The organism is Rhodococcus pseudokoreensis (assembly GCF_017068395.1).
GTDB classification, from domain to species: domain Bacteria; phylum Actinomycetota; class Actinomycetes; order Mycobacteriales; family Mycobacteriaceae; genus Rhodococcus_F; species Rhodococcus_F pseudokoreensis.
This window is the reverse complement of the sequence record NZ_CP070619.1, coordinates 8328240-8355211: the sequence shown is the minus strand read 5'-3', so window position 1 is coordinate 8355211 and position 26972 is coordinate 8328240. Positions and strand designations below refer to the sequence as shown.

General features: G+C 66.0%; 29 protein-coding genes. 14 read left to right on the top strand and 15 right to left on the bottom strand.

Annotation, left to right across the window (positions count from 1 at the left end; genetic code table 11):
- Positions 1–24: 24 nt before the first annotated feature.
- Positions 25–663 (bottom strand): HD domain-containing protein, encoded by a 639-nt coding sequence (locus tag JWS13_RS43485; protein WP_206011252.1) that lies wholly within the window; start codon positions 661–663, stop codon positions 25–27.
- A gap of 131 nt (positions 664–794) precedes the next feature.
- Between JWS13_RS43485 and JWS13_RS43480 the strand changes: the two genes are divergently transcribed.
- Entirely contained in the window at positions 795–1775 is a 981-nt protein-coding gene (locus JWS13_RS43480; RefSeq protein WP_241032541.1) for a GlxA family transcriptional regulator, read from the top strand.
- 54 nt (positions 1776–1829) lie between these two features.
- On the opposite strand, the gene JWS13_RS43475 is transcribed toward JWS13_RS43480, so the two are convergent.
- Positions 1830–2474: a TetR/AcrR family transcriptional regulator gene (locus tag JWS13_RS43475; protein WP_206011250.1), complete on the bottom strand. Its 645-nt coding sequence runs from the start codon at positions 2472–2474 to the stop codon at positions 1830–1832.
- Positions 2475–2710: 236 nt separating this feature from the next.
- Here JWS13_RS43475 and JWS13_RS43470 point away from each other — a divergent pair, with 236 nt between their 5' ends.
- Complete coding sequence (locus tag JWS13_RS43470) at positions 2711–3223, top strand: DUF4863 family protein (RefSeq protein WP_206011249.1); 513 nt, start codon at positions 2711–2713, stop codon at positions 3221–3223.
- Positions 3224–3256: 33 nt separating this feature from the next.
- The gene (locus JWS13_RS43465; RefSeq protein WP_241032540.1) at positions 3257–3997 is read left to right on the top strand and encodes a nitroreductase; all 741 of its coding nucleotides are present in this window, start codon (positions 3257–3259) and stop codon (positions 3995–3997) included.
- A gap of 51 nt (positions 3998–4048) precedes the next feature.
- Here the strand turns inward: JWS13_RS43465 and JWS13_RS43460 are convergent, their stop codons facing one another.
- Positions 4049–4561, bottom strand: coding sequence for a DoxX family protein (locus JWS13_RS43460; RefSeq protein ID WP_206011248.1), 513 nt, complete (start codon positions 4559–4561; stop codon positions 4049–4051).
- Between the two features lie 300 nt (positions 4562–4861).
- Between JWS13_RS43460 and JWS13_RS43455 the strand changes: the two genes are divergently transcribed.
- The 5 genes from JWS13_RS43455 to JWS13_RS43435 all read left to right on the top strand — a co-directional run bounded on the left by JWS13_RS43455 (position 4862) and on the right by JWS13_RS43435 (position 9800).
- Positions 4862–6241, top strand: coding sequence for an MFS transporter (locus JWS13_RS43455; protein WP_206011247.1), 1380 nt, complete (start codon positions 4862–4864; stop codon positions 6239–6241).
- Positions 6242–6408: 167 nt separating this feature from the next.
- Positions 6409–6789, top strand: coding sequence for a hypothetical protein (locus JWS13_RS43450; RefSeq protein WP_206011246.1), 381 nt, complete (start codon positions 6409–6411; stop codon positions 6787–6789).
- A gap of 18 nt (positions 6790–6807) precedes the next feature.
- Positions 6808–7602 (top strand): methyltransferase, encoded by a 795-nt coding sequence (locus JWS13_RS43445; RefSeq protein WP_241032539.1) that lies wholly within the window; start codon positions 6808–6810, stop codon positions 7600–7602.
- 81 nt (positions 7603–7683) lie between these two features.
- Entirely contained in the window at positions 7684–9159 is a 1476-nt protein-coding gene (locus JWS13_RS43440) for an MFS transporter (RefSeq protein ID WP_206011244.1), read from the top strand.
- Positions 9156–9800, top strand: coding sequence for a TetR/AcrR family transcriptional regulator (locus JWS13_RS43435; protein WP_206011243.1), 645 nt, complete (start codon positions 9156–9158; stop codon positions 9798–9800). The genes JWS13_RS43440 and JWS13_RS43435 overlap by 4 nt, the downstream gene beginning before the upstream one ends.
- A gap of 22 nt (positions 9801–9822) precedes the next feature.
- Here the strand turns inward: JWS13_RS43435 and JWS13_RS43430 are convergent, their stop codons facing one another.
- From JWS13_RS43430 to JWS13_RS43410, 5 genes are all read right to left on the bottom strand, one after another.
- Positions 9823–11031 carry an alpha/beta hydrolase family protein gene (locus tag JWS13_RS43430; protein WP_241032538.1) on the bottom strand — a complete coding sequence of 403 codons (1209 nt, stop codon included), beginning with the start codon at positions 11029–11031 and terminating at the stop codon, positions 9823–9825.
- Positions 11032–11246: 215 nt separating this feature from the next.
- The gene (locus JWS13_RS43425; protein WP_206011241.1) at positions 11247–11567 is read right to left on the bottom strand and encodes an SRPBCC family protein; all 321 of its coding nucleotides are present in this window, start codon (positions 11565–11567) and stop codon (positions 11247–11249) included.
- A gap of 296 nt (positions 11568–11863) precedes the next feature.
- Complete coding sequence (locus JWS13_RS43420) at positions 11864–12142, bottom strand: hypothetical protein (protein ID WP_206011240.1); 279 nt, start codon at positions 12140–12142, stop codon at positions 11864–11866.
- Positions 12143–12313: 171 nt separating this feature from the next.
- Complete coding sequence (locus JWS13_RS43415; RefSeq protein WP_192581968.1) at positions 12314–12454, bottom strand: hypothetical protein; 141 nt, start codon at positions 12452–12454, stop codon at positions 12314–12316.
- Positions 12455–12994: 540 nt separating this feature from the next.
- Positions 12995–14017: a helix-turn-helix transcriptional regulator gene (locus JWS13_RS43410; RefSeq protein ID WP_206011239.1), complete on the bottom strand. Its 1023-nt coding sequence runs from the start codon at positions 14015–14017 to the stop codon at positions 12995–12997.
- Positions 14018–14223: 206 nt separating this feature from the next.
- On the opposite strand from JWS13_RS43410, the gene mhpA reads away from it, so the two are divergent.
- The 4 genes from mhpA to JWS13_RS43390 are packed head-to-tail and all read left to right on the top strand — an operon-like array spanning position 14224 to position 18941.
- Positions 14224–15831, top strand: a complete 1608-nt coding sequence (gene mhpA / locus JWS13_RS43405; protein WP_206011238.1) for a bifunctional 3-(3-hydroxy-phenyl)propionate/3-hydroxycinnamic acid hydroxylase MhpA — start codon at positions 14224–14226, stop codon at positions 15829–15831.
- Positions 15828–16940, top strand: coding sequence for an alpha/beta hydrolase (locus tag JWS13_RS43400; RefSeq protein WP_241032537.1), 1113 nt, complete (start codon positions 15828–15830; stop codon positions 16938–16940). The genes mhpA and JWS13_RS43400 overlap by 4 nt, the downstream gene beginning before the upstream one ends.
- Positions 16930–18021, top strand: a complete 1092-nt coding sequence (locus JWS13_RS43395; RefSeq protein WP_206011237.1) for a maleylacetate reductase — start codon at positions 16930–16932, stop codon at positions 18019–18021. Before JWS13_RS43400 ends, JWS13_RS43395 begins: the two co-directional genes overlap by 11 nt.
- Positions 18018–18941 carry a dioxygenase family protein gene (locus tag JWS13_RS43390; RefSeq protein ID WP_206011236.1) on the top strand — a complete coding sequence of 308 codons (924 nt, stop codon included), beginning with the start codon at positions 18018–18020 and terminating at the stop codon, positions 18939–18941. The genes JWS13_RS43395 and JWS13_RS43390 overlap by 4 nt, the downstream gene beginning before the upstream one ends.
- A gap of 13 nt (positions 18942–18954) precedes the next feature.
- Here JWS13_RS43390 and JWS13_RS43385 read toward each other — a convergent pair whose 3' ends face one another.
- Positions 18955–19860 carry an NAD-dependent epimerase/dehydratase family protein gene (locus tag JWS13_RS43385; RefSeq protein WP_206011235.1) on the bottom strand — a complete coding sequence of 302 codons (906 nt, stop codon included), beginning with the start codon at positions 19858–19860 and terminating at the stop codon, positions 18955–18957.
- Positions 19861–19896: 36 nt separating this feature from the next.
- Positions 19897–20703 (bottom strand): SMP-30/gluconolactonase/LRE family protein, encoded by an 807-nt coding sequence (locus tag JWS13_RS43380; RefSeq protein WP_206011234.1) that lies wholly within the window; start codon positions 20701–20703, stop codon positions 19897–19899.
- Positions 20704–20741: 38 nt separating this feature from the next.
- Between JWS13_RS43380 and JWS13_RS43375 the strand changes: the two genes are divergently transcribed.
- Together JWS13_RS43375 and JWS13_RS43370 are read left to right on the top strand one after the other, a co-directional pair.
- Positions 20742–21269 carry a winged helix-turn-helix domain-containing protein gene (locus tag JWS13_RS43375; RefSeq protein ID WP_206005830.1) on the top strand — a complete coding sequence of 176 codons (528 nt, stop codon included), beginning with the start codon at positions 20742–20744 and terminating at the stop codon, positions 21267–21269.
- Entirely contained in the window at positions 21173–21823 is a 651-nt protein-coding gene (locus JWS13_RS43370; protein WP_338050737.1) for an IS630 family transposase, read from the top strand. Before JWS13_RS43375 ends, JWS13_RS43370 begins: the two co-directional genes overlap by 97 nt.
- Before the next feature lie 183 nt (positions 21824–22006).
- On the opposite strand, the gene JWS13_RS43365 is transcribed toward JWS13_RS43370, so the two are convergent.
- From JWS13_RS43365 to JWS13_RS43345, 5 genes are all read right to left on the bottom strand, one after another.
- Positions 22007–22981 (bottom strand): LLM class flavin-dependent oxidoreductase, encoded by a 975-nt coding sequence (locus tag JWS13_RS43365; protein WP_206011233.1) that lies wholly within the window; start codon positions 22979–22981, stop codon positions 22007–22009.
- A 42-nt stretch (positions 22982–23023) separates the two neighbouring features.
- On the bottom strand, positions 23024–23422 hold the full coding sequence (locus JWS13_RS43360; RefSeq protein WP_206011232.1) for a nuclear transport factor 2 family protein: 399 nt from the start codon (positions 23420–23422) through the stop codon (positions 23024–23026).
- Between the two features lie 16 nt (positions 23423–23438).
- A complete protein-coding gene (locus JWS13_RS43355; protein ID WP_206011231.1) occupies positions 23439–24404 on the bottom strand; it encodes an alpha/beta hydrolase in 966 nt (321 codons plus the stop codon).
- A 70-nt stretch (positions 24405–24474) separates the two neighbouring features.
- Positions 24475–25305, bottom strand: coding sequence for an SDR family NAD(P)-dependent oxidoreductase (locus JWS13_RS43350; protein ID WP_206011230.1), 831 nt, complete (start codon positions 25303–25305; stop codon positions 24475–24477).
- A gap of 65 nt (positions 25306–25370) precedes the next feature.
- Positions 25371–26972, bottom strand: a complete 1602-nt coding sequence (locus tag JWS13_RS43345) for a class I adenylate-forming enzyme family protein (protein WP_206011229.1) — start codon at positions 26970–26972, stop codon at positions 25371–25373.

The following is a 26972-nucleotide window of genomic DNA, read 5'->3' as shown; positions in this document are numbered from 1 at the left end:
CCTTCAGTAGGCGGTGCGTGCCGGTCACGCAGACCAGGCCGATTCCATGATCCGCTCCACCATGCTCACGCGGCGGAAACCCGGAACGAAATGTTCGAGCACGTCGGCATTGACGGTGCCGTAGGTCGTGTCCGGCCGGTAACTGAGCCCGTCGACGAAGGCACGCAGAAACTCGTTCTTGAAATCGCCGCGCGGATGAACAGCGGTGATCTCCTCCACCTGCCCCGGATCCAGGCGGTCCAAACCCAACCCGACCACATCGGTGAGGACACCGAAGTTGGTGGCAGCGACCTCGTCCCCCATCCGGCCCGGAATCCCCGGCGTGGTGTGCAACGCGATCGCCGTCCAGACCACCTCGGCAGCGGCACCGGAGAAACCCCGATCGAGCAGGAATTGGCGAGCGTGGTCGGCGCCGTCGAGTTCGAACCGCTGCTCGACTTCCGAGAACGGGCGCAGCAGACCCGTGTCGTGAAACAGGGCCGACAAGTACAGCAGCTCGGGGTCCGGCCGCAGGCCGAGCTCACCAGCCCGGAGCGTGCTGAAGAGGAACACCCGCCGCGAGTGATGGAAGATCAGTGGGTTCGTCGTCTCCCGAATCAGCCGCGTCGCCTCCTCCGCCGCCTGTGTCTCGGGAATTTCCACTCCTGCGATGATCTCGGACATGGGGCCCTGCCCTTCCAGATGTCGATGTTGTAGAACGGACGGTGTGTCCGTCCCCTTACGATGCCGAACATCCCGGACCAGCGCCGCCCCGTTCCGGCCATGAAGCACCCGAATCAGGACAGGCGGTAAGAGTGGACAGCAGCGCCCACCCGCATCGGGTCGCGATTCTCGTCTACGACGGCGTGAAACTGCTCGACGTCGCCGGCCCCGCCGAGGTGTTCGCAGAAGCCAATCGCTGCGGCGCCGACTACCGGATCGGGCTGCTCTCCCCCACCGGCGCCGACGTGGCCTCGTCGATCGGCATCCACCTCTCCGTCGACGGCGACCCCGAATCGGAGCCTGCCCCCGACACCTTCCTCGTCGCCGGCGGCGACATCTATCCCCGAACCGCCGTCGCCCGAGACCTCGTCGACGCCACCCACACGCTCGCCACGCGAGCCGCGCGGGTCGGGTCCATCTGCACCGGGGCGTTCATCCTCGCCGCCGCCGGACTCCTGGACGGCAAGCGCACCACCACGCACTGGAAAGTCGCACACCAACTCGCTGCCCGGCACCCCTCGACGCACGTCGAACCCGATTCGATCTACGTTCGCGACGGCACCACCTACACCTCCGCCGGCGTCAGCGCCGGCATCGACCTGGCACTGGCACTCGTCGAGGAAGACCACGGCCCCGACCTGACCCGCGACGTCGCCCGGCACCTGGTGGTCTACTTGCAGCGCGCCGGCGGACAATCACAATTCTCCGCCCCACTCCAGGGCCCACCACCGCGAACACCCGCCCTGCGCCGCATCGTGGACCTGGTGACAGCGGACCCCGCCGGGAAACACTCCCTCACCGAACTCGCCGAACACCTCAACGTCAGCGCCCGGCACCTCACACGCCTGTTCCGAACCGAACTGTCCACCACCCCGGCCCGCTACGTCGAACTGATCCGCTTCGACCTGGCAAAGGCCCTCCTCGACCAGGGACACACCGCAACACAGGCAGCATCACTCGCCGGATTTCCCAGCTACGAAAGTCTCCGACGCGTGTTCGTGCGAGAGCTGTCGATGTCTCCGACCGCCTTCCAACGCCGCTTCGGCACCGCCCACCGCGCCGACGCGGAGTGACTCGAAGCAGGCCTTGGGTGGTTGCCGCTGGGCACGGGACTGTCGTGGCTCCGGTTACACGACCGCAATTCCCGGCCACAGAGTCGCCGCGACCTTCTCGGCCAGATCCTCGCGATCGCTGTCGCCGCGAAGAAAGGCGGCGTAGTAGCTGCCGAAGCAGACGGTGGCCAGGGTGTGGGTGTCGATGTCCTCGCGTACTTCGCCGCGACTTCGCAGATCATCGAGCACGCGTTCGACCAGATCGACGCGTGGTTCCACTGCGTGTTCACGCACGATCTCGAGTAGTTCGGGTGTTCGGAAGGCCTCGCCCATGAAGTTGCCCATGAGAATCATCGCGTCCGGATTGAAGTAGCACGGGTCGACGCGCCTGATGGCCTCGGTGAAGGCTTCGAACGGTCGCAATTTCGCGAGTTCTTGATTCGGGTAGGTCGCACGTTGCGCGCGGAAGCCGAAGTCGAGGGCGTCGACGACGAGTTCGAATTTTCCCGGCCACCGTCGATAGAGCGTGGGGCGGGTGACGCCTGCATCGGATGCGATGTCGCCCAACGTCATTCTCGAGTACCCGTCGACTACCAATCGCCGCCGGGTCGCCTGGATGATGGCGTCGTCGAGAGATGGATCACGGGGACGGCCCCCACGGGTGGCGGCCTCTGCGTCGGCACTCTCCTGCGAATCCGTGTTGGTTGCCTTCTCGGTCATGACCCACCCTAACGCTCGTTCCGTTACGGGTGATCATTGTAACCGAGTAGCCTCCCCGCTTCGGGGCCGCATTGAAGCTCCGCCCACGTTCCGGGTAGCACTGCTACGCCGTGGAGTTGGCGACTCGGCCGCGCTGCAGCCTCACAGATACGTTACACATATTGACTGTAACTGAACTACGTCTTAGTGTGGCAGTAGCCACAGACGTGGCGGGAAGTCTCATCCAGGAGTGCGCCATGAATCCCAGTCAGGCCCTGATCGATCGCAGTATCCCGTTTCTCGACGAGGTCAAGAACCGGACCGCCGGCGGCGAGTTGGAGGCGTGGCTCAACACCAACTACGGCCCCGGGACCGAGTTGTACGACGACCTGGCTCGAATGATCACCGAAGGCGTCAACGACGGGTGGGCAGCGAATGTGGAGCTCGACGGAGCCAAGTATCGCCGCAGCCGAATTGCCTCGCCGAGTGAGGAACTCCACTTCTTCAGTGTCACTGCGGTCTACATGAACAGCATTTCCCGGTACCGGGGCCAGTACCACCAGCATCCGTACGGTGAACTCAACTTGGTAGTACCCCTCGACCCCGGCGCCGAGTTGGCCGGTCCGCGCGGATGGTGCGGCGCAGGCTGGACCGCACCCGGACCGGGAAGCCACCATTACCCGGAGGTGCGAGGCGGCGCCCTGATCGCTCTGTTCTATCTGCCCGCTGGACGGATCTCCTACGACATCACACCCGCCGCCACCGTCTGATCAAGAAAAGGGGGTGCATGCACTGTGAATGACGTGACCACCACCGCCCCGCCGGCGTCCCGCGCCGTACACCGAGCGAATGACGACATGACCGTCGAGCAGGCGTTACTGAGCAGGCGAAGTGTTCGGGCCTTCCTGCCGACACCGGTCCCCCGCGACGATGTCGAACACCTACTCGAGTTGGCCGCACGGTCGGCCAGCAATTCGAACTGCCAGCCGTGGCAGGTCCATGTCGTAACCGGCTCAGCGAAGACGCGCCTGACATCAGCACTTCTCGCTGCCCACGAATGCGAGGAGCATGTCAGTACGCGGGAGTACAACTACCAGCCCAAACCGGACGAATGGGCGGAGCCGTTTCGTACGCGTCGGCGCCAATTCGGTGAGGGCCTGTACGGCAACACCCTGGGCATCGCGGCAAACGACTCAGCGGCCAGGCTGGCCCACCATCGCCGCAACTACGAATTCTTCGGCGCTCCCGTCGGCATCATCCTGTCGGTCAGTCGGCACCCCCTCGACGGTGCGCTCGTAGACGCAGGTCTCTTCCTGCAGGCATTGATGCTCGCCGCCCGCGGCGCCGGACTCGCCACATGCCCCCAGGCATCGTTCATCGACTTCTACCCGGTTCTGCGCAGGCACCTCGACATCCCCGACGATCAGGTGATCGTCTGCGGACTTGCGCTGGGATATGCGGACCACGAGCACCGGCTCAGCCGGCACCGAACTCCCCGGGAACCCGTCGCCTCATTCGCCACCTTCCACGGCGACTCCCCGTAGGCCAGTGGCCCCCCACACGAAGTGTGGGGGGCCACCGCCGTTTTCGGATTCCTACGTGCCCACCGCAACCTTCGCGGGTCGATAGAACAGCGCCAGTTGTACTACTCCGCCGAGAATTCCCACCCCGGCCGCAATGACGAGGCCGGCCCACCCGTCGACCGGGTTGCCGCCGAACACCAACTGCTCGATACTGATCCGCCCCGCACCGAGCACCGCAACGCACACCGCGGATACCGCGATGACGAGGGTGTACTCCCAACCCGAGGTCATCACGTAGAAGCCCATGGTGCGGTGCACGGTCCACGCTGCAACAAGCATGAGCGCCACAAACACTGCCGCGGCGACGGTGGTGAAGAATCCGGCCGCGAGACCGATTCCGGCGACGATCTCCGTCCCGGCCGCCACCCGAGCGTGCAGGAAGCCCGGACGCATGCCCAAGCTTTCGAACCACTTGGCGTTACCCGAAATTCGGCCACCGAGAAAGATCTTGTGGTATCCGTGAGCAGCCATAGTCAGGCCGAGCGTGACGCGCAGCAGCAGCATGGCGAGATCGAATGAGTTCATCGCTGGTTTTCCTTCGGGATGTTGGGTAGATCGGCCGCGGCGGCATCGAGTGCCCCGCAATGGTTTCGCACCGACCTCCGGCGGGCGAAGCCTAGATCCACGTTTCGTTACAGTCAATGTTCGTAATGCAATACAACAAGTTAGGTTACAGGTATTGACTGTAACGGAACGCACTTCTATGGTTTCAGCACCGGCCCCGATCCACCGTCCGCTCCCAGAAGGGCTCGCGGCGCGTGACGAAAGCCGAAGAACCAACATTCAACTCAACTCAACTCGCACCTGAGCGAAAGCGAAGTCGCAATGGCCTCTGAACTCTCCAGTTCGCACGCATCCGTCACCGGGGTCCGCGTCGGTGAACTCATCGACCGGCAGCCCGTGGGCCGCTTCCACTACCTTCTCCTCGCTCTTGCCGGCGCAGTCATGTTTCTCGATGGCTTCGACACTCAGGCAATCAGTTTCGCGGCCCCGTCCATCGCTCACGAGTGGGGACTACCCGTTGCCTCCCTCGGTCCGATCTTTTCCGCGGCCATCGTCGGCCTGATGGTTGGCTACCTGTGCCTTGCACCGCTCGCTCATCGATCCGGGCAGCGACGCGCAGTTGTCTTCTGCACCGCGATGTTCGGCATCTTGACCCTGCTGTGTGCATTCACAGAATCGCCGCTCCAATTGATCGCACTGCGATTCCTCACGGGGGCCGGGCTCGGCGCTGCCATTCCCAGTCTCGTCGGACTTGTCAGTGAGTTCGCACCGGCCCGGCGACGCTCGTCCTTCGTGATGTTCATCTATTGCTGGTACGCCTTCGGATTCGTGGCGGCCGGGGTCGTCTCCGGATTCGTCATTCCGCTGTGGGGTTGGCGCGCGATGTTCATCGTCGGAGGCACCGTACCGTTGGTGCTGTTGATGTTCTTGCTGCGTTACTTTCCGGAATCCCCCAGATACCTGCTCCTACGCGGCGCCGGCGATCGCGCAAATGCCACTCTGCGCCGCCTCGATCCCGCCCTGCCCTGCAACGCCATCGTCCTGGCGGACGCATCAGAAGACAGCCGCCCCGCGGGAACCTCGAAAGGGAAAACCTCAGCAGTTCTCGACCTCGTACGGGGTCGGTGGTTCCTGAACACCCTCCTGCTCTGGCTTGCCTTCGGTGCGAACCTGGCGGCGTTCTATGCCATCCAGAGCTGGCTTCCGACGATCGTCGGCTCCCTGGGTCAATCGTCACGCGTCGTCATCGCTTGCACTGTTCTCACCACTGTGGGTGGCATTGCCGCGGCCATGTTCATCGGCCCTGCCATGGACCGCATCAGCCCATTTCGCACACTCGGAACGGTCTATCTCGTCGGTGCCGGTTTCGTGGCCCTGCTCGGATGGGTGCTCGGCGGCGGCAGCACCGTGACCCTTCTGGTCGCGGCGTTTCTCACGGGGACATGCGTCACCGGCGGTCAGATGAGCGTGATCGCCTTGGCGACAGTCCTCTATCCGACCGACATGCGCTCGACCGGAGTGGGATGGGCACTCGGAATCGGCCGACTGGGCGGAATCGCCGCCCCACTGATCGTCGGTGCCGCGCTGAGCGCCGGCGTTGCGCCCCGCGAGGTCTTCTTCGCGATGGCGATGATCCTCGTTGTTGCGGGCTTCTGCGTGCTGGCCCTCGAACGGCGTGTGCGGGCCGTTCCGCAGCCGTAACACCAGGACCGCCGTCCTTCGCGGAACCACCCCCGAGGGGTGAATTTCGAACCCGTACAGGGGTGGGGGGATGCCCACCCTGTGGGTGTTACCGCGGGCCCGCTCCCGGAGCAGAGTTGGTGTCGTTCGCAAGACGCGGACTTCACCCACCAGGCAGGAGTAACACAATGACCTCGATCAACACCCGCACCGCCGTCGCAGCCGCCGCAGGCATCGCCGTAGGACTGGGGGTGTTGATGGCGCAGGGTGCCACCGCTGGTGCCGCACCCGCCGACGGGGTCGCTCCACACGGGGTTTCCTCGTACACCGTCCAGGTGCGAGACCGCATCGGATGCGCCGACGCCTGGCCCATGGTCTCCTGCGACGCCCCGGACGAGGACCGGCCCCCGCAGGTCACCTTGGTCGACCCCGGCACCTCGCTGACCCAGCCCGGCGGCACCGATCTCTTCGGATCCTCGAGCGCCCAGTTCCACCCGGCGAACTACCCCCTCGAGCCCGACGACGGCGTGATCTCCCACCCGCTCGATCCTGACATGCCCTGGATGTGAACCCAATATCGTGGAGTGGTGGGCGACGACAGCTGGGAAGATTTGGCCGACCATTTTGCCGACGAGGCCTACGCCTCGGTGAAGGGGCTCGTGCGCACCACTGTGTTGCACCAGCAACTGCTCGAGCATCTCCCGGCGCCACCGGCGGCGGTGCTCGATGTCGGAGGCGGCGCCGGCCATCAATCGTTTCCGCTCGCCCGAGCCGGCTACGACGTGACCCTGCTCGACCCGTCCGCAGCGATGTTGGGCAAAGCCCGCCAGCGACTCCTGCAGTTGCCCGATGACGCCCGGCACCGGGTGACGCTTCTACAGGCCGACGGCGAGAACGCCGACGAGGCGGTCGACGGCCGACGCTTCGCCGCTGTGCTCTGTCATGGCGTGGTCGGATACCTCGAAGACCCGGAACCGTTGATCGACCAACTGTGCCGGTGTGCTGATGCCGGCGGAGTCGTCTCGATCATGGCGGGCAACGCCCACGCGATGGCGGTCCGCCCGGCCCTGGAACGGCGGTGGGACGACGCCCTGGCCTCTTTCGATGCCAGCAGCGAGATCGGGGTGCTGGGCGTTCCGACCCACGCCCACACCGTCGAGGAACTCAGCGACATCATCCGAGACCGCGGTATCGAGCCGGTGCGCTGGTATGGGGTCTGGCTGTTCGTGGACTGGCTCGACCTCAGCGGCGCCCGGCTGGATCCGGGCGATTCCGAGCAGGTCGCCGCGGCCACCGCCGTCGAACTCGAAGCCGGCCGACGAGACCCTTACCGCCAGCTCAGCCGAATCTTTCACCTCGTCGGACGCAAAGGCCCGAACTGACCGGGATCACGCACCTGCACCGCGTCGAATGATAGATTCCCCAATATGCGGAGTGAACGCTCCGCTTCGTTGGGAGTATTCATGAAAACCGCTTCGCCGCGGACGCACTATCAATTGACATTTTCCGTTCTCACTATCGGTGTCGGCGCCTTCGCCCTTCTGCAGTCGCTGGTGATTCCGGTGCTGCCGACCCTCGAGTCTGCACTGGGCACGAATCAGGCCGACGTCACCTGGGTGTTGACCGCCTACCTGTTGTCGGCGTCGATCTCCACCCCGGTCATGGGACGCCTCGGCGACATGCACGGGAAGAAGCGCGTGTTCGTCATTGCACTCACCGCGCTGGCGGTGGGGTCCCTGCTCGCCGCCCTCGCCACGTCTCTGCCGGTGATGATCGCGGCTCGGGTGATCCAGGGCATCGGTGGCGGTGTGCTGCCATTGGCGTTCGGCATCATCCGCGACGAGTTCCCCGAGGAGAAGGTGGCGGGAGCAGTCGGCACCATCGCCGCACTCACCGCTGTCGGCGCAGGTCTCGGCATCGTCCTCGCCGGTCCCATCGTGACCGTGCTGAGTTACCACTGGCTGTTCTGGATTCCGCTGATCATGGTCGTCCTCGCGGGGGTGGCCGCGCACATCCTGATCCCCGACTCCCCCGTGCACACCGCCGGCAAGATCAACTGGCTCACCGCACTGCTGCTCTCCGGGTGGCTGGTCACGCTACTGCTCGGCGTGAGTCAGGCGCCCACGTGGGGTTGGGGCTCACCGATCGTCATCGGACTACTGGTAACTGCCGCGGTCCTCGTCGTGACGTGGGTGGTCGCCGAAACGCGATCTGCCAACCCGCTGATCGACATGCGGATGATGCGGGTCCGCAGCGTCTGGGCGGCCAACCTGCTGGCGCTACTGATGGGCGTCGGCATGTATGCCGCATTCGGCTTCCTTCCGCAGTTCCTGCAGACACCCACGTCCGCCGGATACGGCTTCGGCGCTTCGGTCACCGAGTCGGGTCTGATGCTGCTGCCCCTGAGCGTGGGAATGTTCCTGCTCGGGCTCGCCTCCGGCCGCCTGGCCGCTCGACTGGGTTCGAAATTCCTGCTCATCGCAGGGTCGATCGTGGGTGCGATCGGTTACTTCGTGGTGGCGTTCGCGCATGACACCGAGATCGACATCTACCTCGCCACGTCATTGATCGGGATCGGTTTCGGGCTGGCCTTCTCGGCGATGTCGAATGTCGTGGTCGCGGCGGTACCGCCCGAACAGACCGGTGTCGCCAGCGGGATGAACGCCAACATCCGCACGATCGGCGGCTCTGTGGGCGCTGCACTCATGGCCAGCATCGTCACCGCAGGGGCGTCCTCCACAGGAGTTCCGCCCGAATCCGGTTACACCCATGGATTCGTCATGCTGGGCGCGGCAGTGGGTCTCGGCGCAGTTGCGGCCATGTTCATCCCGGCGATGAAGCGGGACGAGACCACGCGTCTCGAGGAATCGGCCGCACTGCGGCACCCGGAACTCGCGATGGTCGCGGGAGGCACTCTCGTGGGCGACGAATCCGAATGAAGTCCGACGTGAGGGTTCGGGGAAGCGAAAGGGCGCTGCGCCGCGACGCCGCGGAGAATCGGCAGCGGCTCCTCGACGCGGCCGCGACCGTGTTCAGCGAGCGCGGCCTGGATGTGGGGGTCGACGAGATCGCCCGGGTCGCCGGCGTCGGGATCGGCACCCTCTACCGCCGGTTCCCCACGAAGGATGCATTGGTCAGTGAACTCGTCAGACAGGTATACGACGACTTCCTGGCCGTGGCCAACGAAGCCTTGTCCGCGCCGGACGGTGAAGGCCTCGAGCAGGTTCTGTACGGCACCGGCGCCATCCTGGCGTCCAACCGCGGATGTTTGTCTCGTATGTGGAACGACGACGAGACCAGGATCCTGCGGGACGAGTACCGACGGATCCTGTTCGAACTCCTGGCGCGGGCCAAGCAACACGGCCGCATCCGCGAGGATGCCGTCGACGCCGACCTGGACCTCATCTTCTGGTCCGTGCGCGGCGTCGTCGCGACAACCCGCGGCGTCACCGACATTGGGTGGCGGCGGACCATGGCGATCATGATCGCGGGACTGCGGCCCGGCGCGGACACACTCGACGCGAGCCCGATGAGCGCCCAGCACGTCGCACAGATCATCGACAACATGTCGGCCCGATAGGGCACAGCGGATCCCTGCTGCTTCAGGCACGGCGCAGGTGGCCGGCCGTCCAGTCGGCCACCTGCGACAGCACCTCCGGATCCACGGCGTCGCGCACGAGTCGCCGATAGGCGCGCAGCGACGGCGGATCCGCATCGCGCCGGATCAGATGCGTCAGGTCCGGCACCCGGACGGTGTCGACCTCGCCGGGGACGAGTTCTGCGATCACCGCGAGGTCGTCCGGGTCCACCTGCACGTCCTTGGCTCCCGTGATCGCGAGGACCGGCGCGGTGTTCTCCCGCAACAGCGTTGTCGGGTCGAAGTCGAGAAACTCGCGGAACCATCGCGCATTCACCTTGCGACCACCCATCCGCGCGGTGTCCGTGGTGGTCCGGGACAGCTTCTCGAGCGCCGCGCGTTGCCTTTCCTTCACGTCGATGCGCAGTGCCCGCAGGACCGCGCGCACCGGAGCGGGCAGGCCGTCGACGGCCTTGCCTGACTGCCAACGCAGCACCTGCCGTCCCGTCACCGCCGGACACGCGAGCAGCACCACTGCGGCCGGGTCGACCCCCCGATCTGCCCCCAGCGCCACTGCCAGGCAGGCACCCTCGCTGTGCCCGATGACCGCGATCGCATTTCGTCCGAATCCCCCGGTCGTGCGTAACCAGTCGACGGCGGCAGCGGCGTCGGCGATGTTGTCCGACAGGCCCGCCGACAGGTAATCGCCCCCCGAGTGCGCGACGCCGCGCTTGTCGTATCGCAGCGACGCGACACCGGCCTGGGCCAACTCGTCCGCGAGGGCACGGCTCACGCCGATCGGGAGCTTTGCGTGGTCGCCGTCGCGATCGAGCCGGCCGGACCCGGTGAGGATCACCGCCGCCGGACCGCCCTCGGCACCCGCCGGAACCGTCACAGTGCCGGTCAGTTCGGTGCCGTCCCCGGAGCGGAACGTCACCTCGCGTTCGGACACTCCGACCCACCCCGCATCGAGCACATCGCGGATCTGCGCCGCGCCGCGAGCGGCGTCGGGCACGGTCACGATCAGTTCGTCGAACTCCGCTCCCGAGCCCCGTCCGAGGGTGCGCACGCGAATCGCAGGCAGACCCGCCCGCGCCACGACGAAGGAGCGCACCCCCCTGCCCCGCCAGGTCCCGATGCACCGACGCCGAGGAATTCCCAGACCCGGCGCCCGCACACCCCGGATGTTCGCGAACGGGTCGGCGATCACCTCGGCGCCCCGAATCAGTGGCATGGGGACGGCGACGTCCCCGTGCAGTCCCGCGAATCTTTCGAACCTGGACAAAGCCAGACGTACCTCGCTCGCGCTCACACTGATCTCGGCCATCGGACACCCTCCCGTCGGCGCTGTCCCATGTCGATCTCATCACTGTGTGACAGCTTCGCGCATTGAATTGGAGTCGCCGCCTCGCACCGGGACGGCGAGGCGGCGACGGTGAACCGGCAGGCTCAACCCTTGATCAGGTCGTCGATCTGGCCGATCGCCTGCGAGGATCCCTCGACCACGCCCATGTCGAGCACGTGTTGGAGACCTTCGGCGGTCGCGTAGGTACTGACGTAGGTGGCGACAGTGCTGCCGTCCCTGTCCTCGAAGGAGAACTCGTTTGTGGACACCGGCATCGATTCGACCGGGGTGAAGTCCGCATCGGCAAATCCGTCGGTGAAGGTGAAGCCGGTCGGCTCGTCGATCTGCCAGATCCGCGCTCGGGGTGCGGCGAACTCGGCAGTGATGGTCACAGTCAAAACGACACGGAAATACCTGTGTGGCATAGATCACACCACAGTGATGCGGCCCGCTGGTGGATCTACCATTTCCTCGCGACGGTACACACCCAGTGCACCGCGCCGACGCACTCGCTTCCTGGCCAAATCCGAACCGGTCGAAGGCGATTGGCGCAGTTCGTTGCGCCGAGATCCACCGTCCGCACGAGCGCGGCGGGGACCGAAGCAGTGTCTTTCCATACGTCACGGCGAGGCCCGGTCAGAGCGGAAATCCACTCCGACCGGGCCGCTTCGGTTCACCCGACGGATCACCGCATCCACAGACGGACCGGCGCCCGCTACCCTCACCCGACACAGATCAGCACACCCACGACCACCACCGCGACCAGCGAGGCGCCGCCGCAGATCAGCCACGCCCGGGTCGCGAGTTGTCGCCACTGATCGCACCGGCCGGTCATTTCCGCAACCGCGACCGATCGCCCCTCATTCGCACCGGGCGCAGGTGACTCCGATAGACGGCGAGCCTTCGCGTCCGCGCGTGCCGCCACACCGAACGACACTGGGACCACCAGCAGCGCAACCACCAGCAGGCCCACCATCGCGCCCAAACCCGTCCCGAACATTCCCAATTCCTTCCACACCAGACGACGCCCGTCACAGGTGCCGCGCCTCTGCCACCGCCCACCCGCACCCACGGGCACAACCAATCCCCCGTCAGCTATATCGCCAGACGGCCGCCTGGTGTTGCACCCCCGGACCGCGGGCCCTCGCGAAGGACAAGATTCACCGCCGGACTACACGCCCGGGACCGGGAAGTTCCACATCGCCACGACGATCACGCCCATGACCAGTCCTGCGCACACGACGGTGCCAATGACGCTGACACGTAACGCATCCAGTAGATCGGCCCCCGATTTCTTGCTGATCCGTGCCATGACAACTCTTTCTTTCACGTGCAGGGGTTCCTGACTGCCACGTCGATGACGGTGCACCACATACACTCGCCCGAGTTCGCCACCGGCACAACGGCCGATATACCTACGCCCATACCCCTGTCGGGCCCCGAGAAGCACCCCAACCACAACCCGTACCCGCGCGCCGAACTTCTCCGCAGAATTACGTGTGTTTCATGTCACATGTTTGCGTTTCGCCCTGGTTGCCACACGCCGGGATTCGAAATCACACCTACCGGTCGGTAATTCAGGGAGTTGGAAAATTATGCAATGGCATAGGTCACACTCTATGGACTTCCGCGCTGCGCCTCACGAAAATCGTTGATACGCCGCTCATTACTACGGGCGGGCTGTCCGTGTAGCGCCCCTGCCAGCTGATATCCATCGTTGGCGGGGGCTGCGCTTGGTTGCGCCGCAAGATCGTACGCGCAACCCCGATGCCCCGATCCGGTCGTACCGCCTTGTATTGCAGCGCAATTCGCCGAGACATCATGAGATGTGGGCAGACACCCGATCCGTGTGTCAACTGTTGATCGCGCGGAACCTTGTGTCAGAAGGGGTTTCGCCGTAACGCCGCCGGTACGCTGCCGCGAAGCGGGAGAGGTGAACGAATCCCCACCGGTAGGCGATGTCGGTCACCGACTCCGTGTCCCGACTGCTCGGTGCGAGAAGGTCCTCTCGGACCCGGGCCAGTCGAAGCGATTGGAGATAGCGGCTCGGGGACGTGCCGAGATCCTCCTGGAACGCGCGTTGCAACGACCGAACGCTGACACCGACGTGCTGGGCGACGTCGCCGATCGTCACCGGCTCGGTGAGGTGTTGCTCGTAGTACTCCACCGCGCGGGCGAGTGCGCGGCGCCCCAGCCGCGGCTGATCGTGTTGGTGGAGGACAGCCGAGTAGGTGTGTGGCTGTGCGAGGAGCAGACCGGTGAGCAGCATGTCCTGCACGCTCGCGGCGGCCAAGGGGTGGGCGGTCAGGCCACCGTCCGCGTCCAGGTCGCGGATCAGTACCTGCAGTGACGACATCCAGGTCGACAGTTGGGGCGTCGTCAGATCCACGGACAGATCGAAGATCACCGGCGCGGGAACCGACCGTCCGATCAGGCACTCCAGTCGACGGTCGAGGGCGTGTTGTTCGATGCGCAGATGCATCTGCCGATACGACGCGTCCATCTGCATCCGGGCTCGCATCCTGGGCGACAGCACTGCGGCGTGGGCAGGCCCGACGTGCGTGCGAGCGTCGTCGCAGGTGATCTGGTTGGTGCCGTCCACTGCGAGCATCAGGTCGTAGTAGTCGAGGTGTTCGAGGATGTCGACGTCGATGCCGATGCCCTGTTCCAGATAGACCAGTTGGAGGTCGCCGAGCGACGCCGCACGCACCCGGCCCCGGAACGGCGCCGTGTCGACCGCATCTATACGGCGGATGCGGTGCTCGCTGAGCAGGCTGGAGGCCTGGTGGCGGAACTCGTCGACGCTGGTGGTGTCGAGTGTGTCGTGGCGCGCCAATGGGCCCGGCAGCGTGGCGGCGTGTCCAGGACTGTGCATATCGAATTGGTGAGTGCCCACGTCAACCTCGTCCGATCGAGCGCCCGGTCATCCCGATGGTATCCCGGCTGAGCGTCCGGACCGGCGCGGCCGAAAAGTTCGTGGCGTGATGCGGCTACCGCTGGCGCGTTGCGGATAGCGACCCGGATCACACCCTCGTAGCTTCGTGGCATCGGGCAGAAAGCCCCAGGTAGCAAGGAGTTGTGGTGTCCCCAGATTTCGATGTCGCGGTGGTCGGATACGGGCCGACCGGTCTTGTGCTCTCGTCGCTTCTCGGTCGCGCGGGCCACCGAGTGGTGGTGTTCGAGCGGTGGCCGGATCTGTACGGTCTTCCGCGCCTGACTCACATCGACGGCGAGACCGCGCGGATCGTTCAGGCGGCCGGCGATATCGAGTTCGCGCTGCGTGATGCTTCCCCGAAACAGGTATACGAGTGGCGCGGATGCGACGGCGAATTGTTGCTCGAGGTGGACTGGTCCGGGCAGTCCAGTGGTTTCGAGGCCCATTACTCGATGTACCAGCCTGATATCGAGTCGGCGATCGATCAGCGCGTCCGGTTGTACCCGAATGTGGAGGTCAACCAGGGAGTCGGTGTCGTCGCCGTCGAGCAGGAGCCCGGCCGGGTGTCGCTCGTGGTGCGGCCGTGGAAACGGGACCGGGACGAGCAGTGGTCCAGCGGAGCCGAGGACCGGACCGTGACCGCGCGGTATGTGGTGGGCGCGGACGGCGCCAACAGCTTCGTGCGCAACGCGTTGGGCATAGAACGCTCGGACTTAGACGTCGAGGACCGCTGGTTGAACATCGACACCGAGTGTCTCCGTCCGCTCGGCCCCGAGTTCGAGGTCACTCGGCAGTATTGCGATCCGGCGCACCCGAACATGTTCATGCCGATCGGACGCAGCCGGCAGCGATTCGAGGTCGCGGTGTTGCCCGGCGACGATCCCGCGGAGATGGAGTCCACGGAATTCGCGTGGTCGTGGTTCCGCGAGCGGCACGGCCTGGGACCGGACGACATCCGGATCTTGCGGCAGATCATCTACACCTTCTCTGCCCGCACCGCCGACAATTGGCGCAGCGGTCGGGTGCTGCTCGCCGGGGACGCCGCGCACACGATGCCGCCGTACATGGGCCAGGGCGCGTGCTCCGGGATGCGGGACGGGATCGCGCTGGCATGGAAGTTGGATCTGGTGTTGTCCGGTCGGGCGGGCCCCGAGCTGCTCGATACCTACGAGACCGAACGCCGGCCCCACGTCGAGGTCATCCAGCGGTGCGCGGTCGAACTCGGCCGGGTCGCGAATCTGAAGGATGCCGAGGCTGCGGCCGCCCGCGATGCCGCGTTCCGGCGCGGCGACGTTCCGCCGATGCCAGCATTTCCCATACTCACGACCGGGATCGTCGCCACCACGGCGGACGGGACACCGCAACCGTTGGCGGGGACGTTGTCACCGCAAGGCGTCATCGCGGTCCGAGACCGGGTGGGCCGCTTCGACGACGTACTCGGGTGGGGCTTCGTCGTCGTCACGACAACCGATCCCCGCGCGGTGCTCGATGCCGACCACCTGGACTTCCTGAATTCGCTCGGCGCCGTCCTCGCAACAATCGAGCCGGGCAGCGCGCATTCGTTCACCGACGTCGACGGGACCTACACCGACTACCTGGCCGCGCACGGAATCGAGGCGTTCCTCGCGCGACCCGATTTCCATCTCTACGGCGCGGGAACGATGCTGGAGCTGCCCGGCCTCGTCGATGGGCTGCGTGCCGCGTTGGGCACTGCAGAGGTGCCGCCCCGCCGGCCCGAGGGAGCCGCACTGTGACCGACACCGTCATCGACGCTGCGCTGTCGGCGGAGAATGCGGCGCACCGTCGGGCGATGCCGGCCACCCGGTTGCTCGACGGCGGCATGCTCTACGCCGACGTCGTCCTCCTCGAACAGGCGATCCTCGCCGGCGACCACTGGGATGTGGCCGCCGAACGCCTGGGTGAGCACCGCTTGGAGCTGGCCGAGTGCGCGCTGGGGTCCGGGCACGGGGTGACCGCCCGGCAGCAGTTCCGGGCCGCGGCCGCCGCCTTCGTGTTCGCGCAGATGGCGATCAATTCGGACACGGACCGCAAACGGGAGCTGTACGACAGATTCGGGGCCGCGGTCGCCGCGGTCGCCGCGGCAGCCACGGTGGTTCCGTCGTCGATACGGAAGGTCGAATTGCCTTTCGCGGGTAGTTCGTTGGTCGGCTGGCATGTGCAGCCGACGGGCACTCCGGTGGGCACGGTGGTGGTGTTCGGCGGCCAGAGCGGTTGGGGTGCGACGTATCTGCGATACGCCGATGCGCTCGCAGAACGCGGGATGGCGACCATTCTGGCCGAGGGCCCCGGGCAGGGAGAGACGCGGTTGCGGCACGGGATCTACCTGGACGTCGACGTCGCTGACGCGTACGGCCACTTCGTGCGATACGCGACCGAACAGGCCGGTGGCCCGGTCGGGGTGTGGGGCAACAGTGTCGGCGGACTGTTCGCGGCACTGACTGCCGCCCGCAATCCCGCCGTCCGCGCATGTTGTGTCAACGGTTCGTTCGCCGCGCCCCGGTTACTCCCGTTCCGCACGTTCACCGAGCAGGCCGCCGCCATGTTGGGCACCACCGACGAGGCCGCGATCACGGCGAACTTCGCCCGTCTGCGCTTCGACCCGGGCACCGAATCGATACGGTGCCCACTACTGGTACTGCACGGAGGCGCCGATCCACTCGTGACCATGGAGGACCAGCAACCGTTCCTCGACGGAGCGACAGGCGGCGACGTGGCCCTGCGGGTCTGGGACGATGGTGAGCACACCCTCTACAACCACGCCGACGAACGTAATGACGTCGTTGCCGACTGGTTCGCCGACCGACTCTCACTGAGCGAAGGGAACACGCACCATGCGTTTTGAACACGAAACCCTGCCGCAGCGTGTCTGTTTCGCCACGGGCGAGGCGAAAGCGATGCTCGCCGGCGAGGTGGCCCGGCTGGACGCGTCCAGGGTGATGGTGATCGCCTCGGCGGCCGAGGCCGGGCGCGCAGAACAGGTCGTCGCCGACCTGCCGGGCCTGTATCGCCACGACGAGGTGGTGATGCACGTGCCGGTGTCGGTGGCCGAACGGGCCCGGGCAGCGGCCATCGCACACGACGTCGACGTCGTGGTCTGCGTCGGTGGCGGGTCGGCCACCGGGCTCGCGAAAGCGGTGGCGTTGACCACGGGGCTGCCGATCGTGGCGGTCCCGACCACCTACGCAGGCTCGGAAGCGACGAACGTGTGGGGTCTGACCGAGGCATCGCGCAAGACCACCGGCGTCGACGACCGGGTGCTGCCGGTGTCGGTGATCTACGACGCCGAGCTGACGCTCTCGCTCCCGGTGGAGCTGTCCGTCGCCTCGGGTGTGAACGGGCTCGCGCACTGCATCGACTCGATGTGGGCGCCCCGCGCCGACCCGATCAACGGCGCCCTGGCAGTGGAGGGCATTCGGGCACTGGCCGCCGGCCTGCCCGCGATCGCGACGGACCCGCACAACGTTCCCGGCCGTGAACAGGCCCTGTACGGGGCCTACCTCTCCGCGGTTGCCTTCGCGTCCGCCGGCTCCGGGTTGCATCACAAGATCTGCCACGTTCTCGGCGGCGCCTTCGACCTCCCGCATGCCCAGACCCACGCCACCGTGCTGCCCTACGTTCTCGCCTTCAACTCCGCTGCGGCCCCGGAAGCCGAACGTCGCATTGCCTCCGCTTTCGGGGCGTCGACAGCCGTCGACGGGCTCGAGCGGCTGCGGCAGCAACTCGGTGCTCCGACAGCGCTGCACGACTATGGATTCCGCTCTGCCGATATCGACCAAGCGGTCGAGGCGATCCTGCCGGTGGTGCCGACAAGCAACCCCCGCCCCGTCACGGCCGAGGAACTTCGGCGCCTTCTCGACGCGGCACAGCGCGGATCCGATCCGAGAACGATGACCACGAATCCGAACGCACGGAGCCGATCATGACCGAGCAGCCCACGACTGCACCCGACTCAGCCAGCACACAGAGCGACGAGCAGCAAACGGTGGAGGAGGAACTCGTTGCACGAGTGGCCGCCTCGTTTGCCGGCACTGCGGATCCGCGACTGCGGCAGCTCATGCAGTCCCTGGTGAAGTATCTGCACGGTTTCATCCGGGAGGTCCGGTTGACCGAGGCCGAATGGAACACCGCCATCACGTTTCTCACCGAGTGCGGGCACATCACCGACGACACGCGGCAGGAGTTCGTCCTGCTCTCCGACGTGCTGGGTGCATCCATGCAGACGATCGCGGTGAACAATCAGGCCTACCAGGGCGCCACCGAGGCGACCGTGTTCGGCCCGTTCTTCGTCGACGACGCCCCGGAAATCCCGTGCGGTGGCGATATCGCCGGCGGTGCGACCGGACAACCATGCTGGATCGAGGGCACCGTCACCGACACCGACGGCCGTCCCGTCGCCGGCGCCCGCATCGAGGTGTGGGAATGCGACGAGGACGGCTACTACGACGTCCAGTACGACGATCACCGGATCGCCGGCCGGGCCCACCTGTTTTCCGACGACAACGGTTGGTACCGATTCTGGGGGCTGACACCGGTCCCGTACCCGATCCCGCACGACGGACCGGTCGGCCGGATGCTCGAGGCCACGGGCCGCTCCCCCGTGCGGGCGGCGCACCTGCATTTCATGGTCTCCGCACCGCACCAGCGGACGCTGGTCACCCACATCTTCGTCGCGGGTGATCCGCAGATCGACATCGGAGACTCCGTCTTCGGTGTCAAAGACTCGCTGATCACCCGCTTCGATCAACAACCCGCCGGAACCCCCACCCCGGACGGACGCGACCTGACTGGGCGCAGCTGGGCCAGAGCCGATTTCGCCATCGTCCTGGCCCCCGAAGGCGCCTAGAGTGGGGTTTTCGTCAACTCGCCGGTCGGCGCAACGCCGCGTGCCCCACCTCCTCGAGGATGTCGAGACGATCGGGATCAGGCATCCAGCCGAGTTCGATGCGACTGCGCGGCGCCCGCGAGCGACTGCACACGCTGAACGCGATGATCGCGGTGAACTTGTCCCAGATCCCGACGGCTTCGGCGAGATCGATACTGCGCGTGGGTACATCGAGGTCCCGGGCCACCGCTTCGGCGATGGTCCGGAAGTTCGTCTCTCCCGACACCGCGTGATACAGCGCACCGGGCTTCCCCTTCTCCAGCGCGAGGTGGAACAGTTCCGCCACGTCGTCGACATGGACGTTGGAGTAGAGGTTGAGTCCCCGGCCCACGTAGCAGACGGATCCGGTCTGCGCAGCCGACGCGTAGAGGTTCCTGATCATCGGACAGCCGCCGCGACCCCAGATCATCGAGGGCCGCACCACGATGCCTCGGACTCCTCGGCGGTTCGCGGCGAGGACGAGATCCTCCGTGTTTCGGCGGGCACCGATGTATTTCGACGGTACGAAGTCGTCCTCCTCCGCGAATACATCGGCACTCCACTCCCCGTCTGTCCGCTGGGACAGCACTGCGGTGCCCGAGGTGAAGATGAAGGTCTTCCCGGTGCCGTCGAGTGAATCCAGCATGGCCGAGACGACGCGATATTCGGGCTCGAGCATGAGTTGTGCGGCGAATACCACCGCGTCCGCGTCCCGAAGCAACCCGAGTGATCCGTATGGGTCGGTAAGGTCTACCAGCGCAGGGACCGCACCGAGGTCGCGTACGTTCGCGGCCGCTGCATCGCTTCGCACCGTCCCGGTCACGGAATGTCCTGCTGCCAGGAATCTCTCGACGAGCGCGCCGCCGAGGTAGCCGCTTGCACCGAACACGATTACGTGCACTGGTGTGTCTCCCTTCTCCGTTCGACTGTTCGGCGGCTACGCCACGGACTCCCGGGCCGCTCCGTCGACTCGTGCCCCGGACCGGCCGACGGTCGCGGTGGCGATGTAGCCGGCGGAGCGGCCCTCCTGGAAGTCCTGCAGGCTCGTGGCATTGCAGGTGAGGTAGAGGGTCTCCAGATCCGGCCCGCCGAATGCGCAGGCAACGGCCCAGGCGCCGTCCACCGGGATCTTGTCGGTGATTTCACCGCCTTCGACAACTCGGTAAAAGCCACTGTCGTCGTCGGAGGTCATGGCGTTGCCGAACCACACACCGCCCGCGGCGTCGAAGGCGATGCCGTCGGGATGGTAGGTGTCCGGGAGTTGTGCCCAGACTCGATGGTTGGTCAGCGATCCGTCACCGTTGATGTCGAACGCACTGATGCGGTGAGCGAAGGTTTCGGCCAGAAGGAGCGATCCGTCAGGGGTCAGTGCCGCACCGTTGGGGAACGTGACGTCTCCCTCGACACGGGTGACCTTGCCCGCGGCGTCGATGTGCGCGAGGTTGGTCGGCTTCGGGGCCTCCTGCAGGACTGCGAATCCGAAGTTTCCCACGTAGGCATGCCCGGTTTCGGTCACCAACATGTCGTTACCCAGTCCGCCGGCGATGTCGCTGAAATCGGCGTACTCCGCTGTGGAGCCGGAAGTATCGATGCGGAGGACCTTGGCGTCCGCTTGGGAGACGACCAGGACGGATCCGTCGCCGAGGAATCCGAGGCCCGAGGGGGCGCCGGAGAGCTCGGCAACGGTGTCTGCGGAACCGTCGGGGTGAAATCTTAAAGATGGTTCGGTAATAGGGTGTGTCATTGCACGGGATTCCCACTGTGCTGCTGGATCATTGATGAATGGCAGGTAAGGAAACCGGTTCCGGCGAGGAGCCCGACGCCCGGAAAGTCAAGCAGCGCGGTACTCGCCGTGATCTCGGTGCGTTGCGTGACAGGCGGATGCGGGCGGCGGAGATGTTCGCCGCAGGTCGGCGGCAGATCGATGTCGCGGTCGAGTTGGAAGTCTCCCAGCAGACCGCCTCACGCTGGCATCGACAGTGGACCGAAGGAGGCAGTGAGTCGTTGGAAGGTGCCGGTCGCGCGGGGCGCCGGCCCCGGCTCGATGACGCCCAGATCGAGGCGATCCGAGAGGAACTGCTCAAAGGACCGCAAGCGCATGGCTTCGCGACCGGGGTGTGGACCCTGGGCCGGGTCGCGATCGTCATCGAGCGGCTCACCGGCGTGACCTACGGACCCACCCAGACGTGGACGATCCTGCGGACCCGGCTCGGGTGGAGCCGACAGCGGCCCGCACGTCGGGCAGTCGAACGCGACGAGGACGCCATCGTCGCCTGGCGCGAGAACGAGTGGCCGCGGATAAAAAAATAGCGCGGCGCCGAGGTGCATGGATCTGCTTCCAGGACGAAAGTGGTGTGTCGCTACTCCCGGTGGTCCGTGCAACCTGGGCGCCCAAAGGTATGACACCGGTTCTGCATCACCGATTCTCCTGGAAACGGATGTCCATGGCCGGGGTCCTGGCCTATCGCCCTGACCGCAGCCGCAGCGCGTTCGTGTTCTCCATGACCGACGGCGCCTACAACACCGACAAGCTCATCGAATTCCTCACCGAGCTACGCACCCACTTCGCCGGCGAGAAGGTCATCCTGATCTGGGACGGGCTCATGGCCCACCGATCCAAGGCGATGACCGCGTGGCTGGCCACCCAACGCGACTGGCTCCACGTCGAACGCCTCCCTGCGTATGCGCCTGAGCTCAACCCCATCGAACAAGTCTGGGGCAACATGAAATCCACCGAACTCGCCAACCTTTGCCCCGACATCCTCGACGAGGTCCGCATCGCGACCGAGGCCGGCCTGACCCGGATCGGCTCGAACTACGACCTGTGCCACGGCTTCCTCGACCACACCGGCCTTTCCTTATGATCAGTGCTCACCCTATTACCGAAACATCTTTAGAACCTTCTTGGCGAAGAAGTCGCTGGCCCAGAGTTGGCCGTCATGCCATCGAGGTGTCTCGAGGAACTGATGCCCGGACGAAAACACGTTCAGACCATGTTGTTTCATCGTTCTCTCCTGGTTGTCGATGATGAGTGTCGGGTCGGTCGCTCACGTTGTGACCGCCTTCATGAACGCCTCCAGCTCGTGCGGGACGTCCGGCCCGGAGGGTGTGTAGGTGACCTCGGTCGCTCCGCCCGCCTCGAGCGCGTCGACCTTGTCCCGCCATGCACCGGCGGAGAGCGCCATTCCGCTCTTGACGAGGATGTCGCCGTCGATGAACGGGCGGTCGACGGCCGATACGAATACACCGTGTCCCTCGTGCAGCACCAGGTGACGGGTATCGGCGGGAACGTCGGAGTACGCGTTCGCCCAGTCCGTCGCATCGAAGGGAAGCTGGTTTACGCCGTTGAATTCGACGGCGTAGTGCAGCATGATCGCGGCGCCCGGTCCCCCGGCGTCGAGAACCCGTTGCGAGCCCGGGTCCTCCCCCTCGTCGAGAACGGTGCCTTGCGCCATGACCATGCTCCAGTCCCAACCACGGTGTGGTGCGAAGGCTCCGATCGCGCCGTCTGCGAGTTCCCGGGCAACCGCCATCCCCTTCGGTCCGTCGGCCGCTACGAGAAAGGGGACGTCGATCGGCCGGTCCGGGCCGGTGAGCGGTCCGTGCAGCAGTTTGACGCTGCTGCCTTCCCACGGGACGGTCTCGCCGCGCAACAACGCACGGACGGTCTCGATGTACGCCGCGACATAGCTCCATTTCGACGGCCGCTGACCAGTGACGATTGCGCCGCTGAACCCGCTTCCCACGCCGACCGCCACACGGTCGCGGCCTGCGATCGAGACGAGTGTCGATATCGCATTGGCGGTGGTGATCGGGTGACGCAATGCCGGAGCCAATACGCCGGTCGCGAGTCTGATGCGATCGGTGCGATCGGCCGCTCGGCCGAGTTGCATCCACACATCCGCGCACACCGGCGCCGTATCGAACATCCACGCCGTGTCGTAACCGAGTTCTTCGGCGATTCGCGCGTGTTCGTGGCTGTCGAGTGATGTTGCCAGGCCGCACGACAGGGTCAACGCCATTGTGGATCTCCTCCGAACGTGGTCGAGGGCAGCATGCCCGGCTCAGCTGTCCTGGGCGCTGGTGAAGGTCTGCTCGCCATAGAAGATGGTCAATTCCACAACCTTGCCGTCGCGCACAGTCGACTGTTCGGCGATGTAGACGTCCTGACCCGACGCCACCTCCGGCGCATGGAACGTGACGAAGCACTTCTCGCCCTCGGCCACCATGCCCTCGATCACGATCTTGGTGAGGTCGATCTTCTGCACGAGGGTGCCGAAGAGTCCGAGGAACTGCTCGTGCCCCGTATACGTCCCACCCCAGGGGAGGTAGGCGGGCTCGTGGACGACGACGTCCTCGGCGAGGCTTTCGAGCAGACCTTCGACGTCCCCTGCGGAGCCGGCGGCGTAGAGCCCTGCCACCACTGTGCGGGTCTGCTCGGTCTGCGAAATCGTGTCGGTCATGGTGTCTTCCCTTTCATCAAGACGCCCACGTCGAGTGAGTGAGCGGTTCGTTCTGTTCGCCGGCATGCGGCGGCATCGTCAGGCCGAGCAATGGTCGGACCCACGAGCCCATTCGCTCGATCGCCCGATCTGCTTCGGGCGCCCGGCCCGCGAGGCATGGATAGATGTGCTGCATACCCGGTTCGGTCTCGACGGTCACGTCGACCCCGGCGGAACGTGCTTTCGCGGCGAAGCGAATCGAGTCGTCGAGCAGAGCTTCGTGGGAGCTGACGTGGATGAGAATCGGTGGCAGTCCCGTCGGATCCGCGTACAGCAGGTTGATCGACGGATTCGATATCGCGTCGTCGGGCACAGCCAGACGGCGGATCGTCTCCAGCATCGCCCGGTTCACCGTCAGGTCGTGTTCGGCGTTGGTGTCGAGGCTCGCGCTCCCGAGTTCCATGTCCAGCCACGGAGATATCGGCATGATGGCGGCAGGCGGGGCGTCACCGTCCGCTATCTGCTCGAGAGCTACTGCAATGCAGAGGTTTCCACCTGCCGAATCCCCGGCGGTGGCGATGTGCTGCGCGTCGATACCCTGCTGCCGCAGCCAGCGGTATACGGTGACGGCGTCCTCCAACTGCGCGGGAACCGGATGCTTGGGCGCCCGTCGATAGTCGGGCACGAGCACCGGGGCGCCGACCGCCTTTGCCAGGTGCCCGGCCAGCTTGCGGTGCGAATGCCGGGACCAGAACAGGAACCCACCGCCGTGCAGGTAGAGCACCGCCCGGTCCATCGCACCGCCGCTCGGTACGCACCACATCGAGGGCACGCCGTCGGCATCGATCTCCTCGTATCGCACGCCGGTCGGCTCGACCGTCGCACGGTGCCACTCTTCGAGCATTTCCCGGTTGGCGGCGAGGCTCATGTCCGGCTGTGCGGCGGCGCGTTCCGTCCAGCTGGAGTACAGCTCTGCCAGGTAGCCCGATTCCGTGCTCGCCATCTCGTCTCCGTTCGTGTTCTCGCGTGATTGTCGGCTGCGAAGGGTGAATCTCCGGCAGGTGCGCCGATGGTCAGCTCGGGCTGGGCGTCTCGTACGGGAAGGTGACGTTCAACCCGCCGTCCACTGTGATGTTCTGGCCTGTGATGTAGCCGGACAGCGGGGTGGCCAGGAACAGCAGCGCCGACGCGATGTCCTCGGGGTACGCCCTGCGGCGCAGGGGGGTGTTGTTGCCGTTCCGCTCCCCCAGCTCCTCACCGAGCATTGCGGCGATTCGCGGTGTCCAGACGAGACCCGGGGCGATCGAATTGACCCGAATTCCCTCGGGCCCCAGCTCGACAGCCGCGGTGCGGATCAGCGACATCAGGCCGGCCTTCGCGACACCGTATCCGACGTGTCCGGGCGCGCTCGAGATGCCGGACACCGACGACACGAACACGAGCGGTCCGCCGCCGTTCCGGGCCATCAAGGGCGCCGCGCTCTGGATCACGTAGTACGCGTGCCGGAGCACGATGTCGTGGTGGAAGTCCCAATGCTCGTCATCTGCGTCGAGCAACGAGGTCCAGCGACCCATCCCGACGATGTCGACTACACCGTCCACCCCTCCCATCTCGTCGACGGCGACGTCGAAGATTCGCTCGACCTCGTCCCGCCGGGTGACGTCGCCGACGAGAGGTATCCCGTCGATCTCCGCGGCGACCTGGTCCGCCCGCGCCTGGTCGACGTCGACGAGCAGCACCTTGGCGCCGACACCGGCGAGGGCATGGCAGGTCTGCCGGCCGATGCCCACGCCGCCGCCGAGTACGACGAAACGCTGTCCGTCGAGTCTCGACATCGCCGCGTAGTCGGGGACCTCGCTGTAATCCTGTTCGATGACGGGTTCAGCGCTTGTTGTGGTCGTCATGGTCTTCTCCTGCGGTCGAATTGTTCAGCTGAAATGTCGTGCACGGCCGTGTCGACGGCCGGGAGCTACGCGGGCTGCCGCTGGGTGAACCGCTCGCGCAGAGTCAATTTGGCGACCTTCGCCAAGCCTGTGCGCGGCAAGGTGTCGACCAACTCGAGTTGCTCGGGCAGCTTCTGGCGAATCAGACCGGCTTCGCTGAGCCACTCCGTCAGGGACCGCAGGTCGATTACCGGCGCGCCTTCGCGCAGCGCGACCACCGCGCAGATCCGCTCGCCACGCTCCTCGTCCGGAAGCCCGATGACCGCGACCTCGGCCACCGAGGGGTGGCCGGCAAGTAGCCCTTCGATTTCCGCGGGAGCCACGTTCTCGCCCTTGCGGATGATCATGTCCTTGGTGCGACCGACGACCTCGACGATGTCCCCGTCGCGGACCCGCCCGGTGTCGCCGGTGCGGAGCCAGCCGTCTCCGGTGAAGTTCACCGAAGTCGCCGCCTCGTCCGTGTAGCCGAGGCACAGCGCGCGTCCGGACACCTCGAGTTCACCGGTCGATCCGTCGGTCAGCAACTGCCCGTCGAGGCCGCGCACCCGCACCCGATTTCCCGGGAGAATGTGACCGTCGGTGTCGGCGAGGAGATCCTCCGGGTCCTGGGGATCGCCCACCGCGATCAAGGGGACCTCGGTCATTCCGTAGTCGTGCGCAACGACCACGCCCAGTTCGTCTCGCGCCGCCTCGAACAGACTCGCCGAGCACGGTGCCCCGCCACCGACAAGTTTGCGCAGGTCCGGATACAGCGGAGTGCCCGGATGAGCGCGCTGGTGTGCGAGCAGCATCTGGTAGAACGGCGTCGCGCCGCCGGTGACCGTCACCCGATGGCGGGTGAAGAGTTCCACGGCGCCCGCGGCGTCGAACGCCTCGATCAGCAGAGCCGGGAACCCGCCGGACAGCAGGGTGGCAGTGAACGAGATTCCTCCGCTGTGCGCGAACGGGAACCCGAGTGCCGCGACTTCGTCCTCGCGTTCGCCCAGGCGGCCGTGCGCCGCGAAACCGAATGCGCCGCTGAGCAGACTGCGGTCGCAGTGCCGGACGCCTTTGGGCATCCCCGTCGAACCGGAGGTGAAGTACATCCAGAGTGCGGCCTCGGGTTGGACCGGATTCGGAGGCAGGGTCGTGAGGTCGTCGCTCTCGGGTGCGTCCTGGCCGATGACCTCGACGCGTGTCGCGATCGCCCCGCTCGCGTTCAACTCGGCTGCCATCGCGGAATGGTCGAAGCCGTTCCACGTGCCCGGCACCAACAGGAGGTCGGCCTGTGCCAGTTGCACCGCGGTGGTGACCTCACGTTCCCGGTAGATCGGGATGATCGGGGCCTGCAGTGCGCCGAGTCGGCGCAGTGCCACCATGACCAGGACCGTGCTGATCCGGGTCGGCAGCTGCCAGGCCACACGACTCCCGGGTCCGACTCCGAGCGCGGCGAGTGCGGCCGCGACTCGTTCGGCCTTGTCGCGGAACTCTCGGCAGGTGAGTACGGTCCCGTCCTCGGCGATCAGGAGTCGTCGATCCGGAGTGGTGGCGGCTCGCCGTTCCACCAATTCCCAGATCGTCGACGCAGTCAGTACCCAGGGCCAGGCCTGGAATGCCTCGGCGAGGTCGAAGTCTTCGTCTGATGTCAT

Bases quoted from the DNA above. Each gene is read 5' to 3' on its own strand.
- JWS13_RS43485 (WP_206011252.1), bottom strand. From the start codon at position 663: ATGTCCGAGATCATCGCAGGAGTGGAAATTCCCGAGACACAGGCGGCG.
- JWS13_RS43395 (WP_206011237.1), top strand. From the start codon at position 16,930: ATGCGTTTTGAACACGAAACCCTGCCGCAGCGTGTCTGTTTCGCCACG.
- JWS13_RS43360 (WP_206011232.1), bottom strand. From the start codon at position 23,422: ATGACCGACACGATTTCGCAGACCGAGCAGACCCGCACAGTGGTGGCA.
- JWS13_RS43375 (WP_206005830.1), top strand. From the start codon at position 20,742: ATGGCAGGTAAGGAAACCGGTTCCGGCGAGGAGCCCGACGCCCGGAAA.
- JWS13_RS43350 (WP_206011230.1), bottom strand. From the start codon at position 25,305: ATGACGACCACAACAAGCGCTGAACCCGTCATCGAACAGGATTACAGC.
- JWS13_RS43380 (WP_206011234.1), bottom strand. From the start codon at position 20,703: ATGACACACCCTATTACCGAACCATCTTTAAGATTTCACCCCGACGGT.
- JWS13_RS43420 (WP_206011240.1), bottom strand. From the start codon at position 12,142: ATGTTCGGGACGGGTTTGGGCGCGATGGTGGGCCTGCTGGTGGTTGCG.
- JWS13_RS43425 (WP_206011241.1), bottom strand. From the start codon at position 11,567: ATGCCACACAGGTATTTCCGTGTCGTTTTGACTGTGACCATCACTGCC.
- JWS13_RS43470 (WP_206011249.1), top strand. From the start codon at position 2,711: ATGAATCCCAGTCAGGCCCTGATCGATCGCAGTATCCCGTTTCTCGAC.
- JWS13_RS43430 (WP_241032538.1), bottom strand. From the start codon at position 11,031: ATGCCACTGATTCGGGGCGCCGAGGTGATCGCCGACCCGTTCGCGAAC.
- JWS13_RS43410 (WP_206011239.1), bottom strand. From the start codon at position 14,017: ATGCACAGTCCTGGACACGCCGCCACGCTGCCGGGCCCATTGGCGCGC.
- JWS13_RS43365 (WP_206011233.1), bottom strand. From the start codon at position 22,981: ATGGCGTTGACCCTGTCGTGCGGCCTGGCAACATCACTCGACAGCCAC.
- JWS13_RS43455 (WP_206011247.1), top strand. From the start codon at position 4,862: ATGGCCTCTGAACTCTCCAGTTCGCACGCATCCGTCACCGGGGTCCGC.
- JWS13_RS43440 (WP_206011244.1), top strand. From the start codon at position 7,684: ATGAAAACCGCTTCGCCGCGGACGCACTATCAATTGACATTTTCCGTT.
- JWS13_RS43460 (WP_206011248.1), bottom strand. From the start codon at position 4,561: ATGAACTCATTCGATCTCGCCATGCTGCTGCTGCGCGTCACGCTCGGC.
- JWS13_RS43475 (WP_206011250.1), bottom strand. From the start codon at position 2,474: ATGACCGAGAAGGCAACCAACACGGATTCGCAGGAGAGTGCCGACGCA.
- JWS13_RS43415 (WP_192581968.1), bottom strand. From the start codon at position 12,454: ATGGCACGGATCAGCAAGAAATCGGGGGCCGATCTACTGGATGCGTTA.
- JWS13_RS43390 (WP_206011236.1), top strand. From the start codon at position 18,018: ATGACCGAGCAGCCCACGACTGCACCCGACTCAGCCAGCACACAGAGC.
- JWS13_RS43450 (WP_206011246.1), top strand. From the start codon at position 6,409: ATGACCTCGATCAACACCCGCACCGCCGTCGCAGCCGCCGCAGGCATC.
- JWS13_RS43355 (WP_206011231.1), bottom strand. From the start codon at position 24,404: ATGGCGAGCACGGAATCGGGCTACCTGGCAGAGCTGTACTCCAGCTGG.
- JWS13_RS43345 (WP_206011229.1), bottom strand. From the start codon at position 26,972: ATGACATCAGACGAAGACTTCGACCTCGCCGAGGCATTCCAGGCCTGG.
- JWS13_RS43435 (WP_206011243.1), top strand. From the start codon at position 9,156: ATGAAGTCCGACGTGAGGGTTCGGGGAAGCGAAAGGGCGCTGCGCCGC.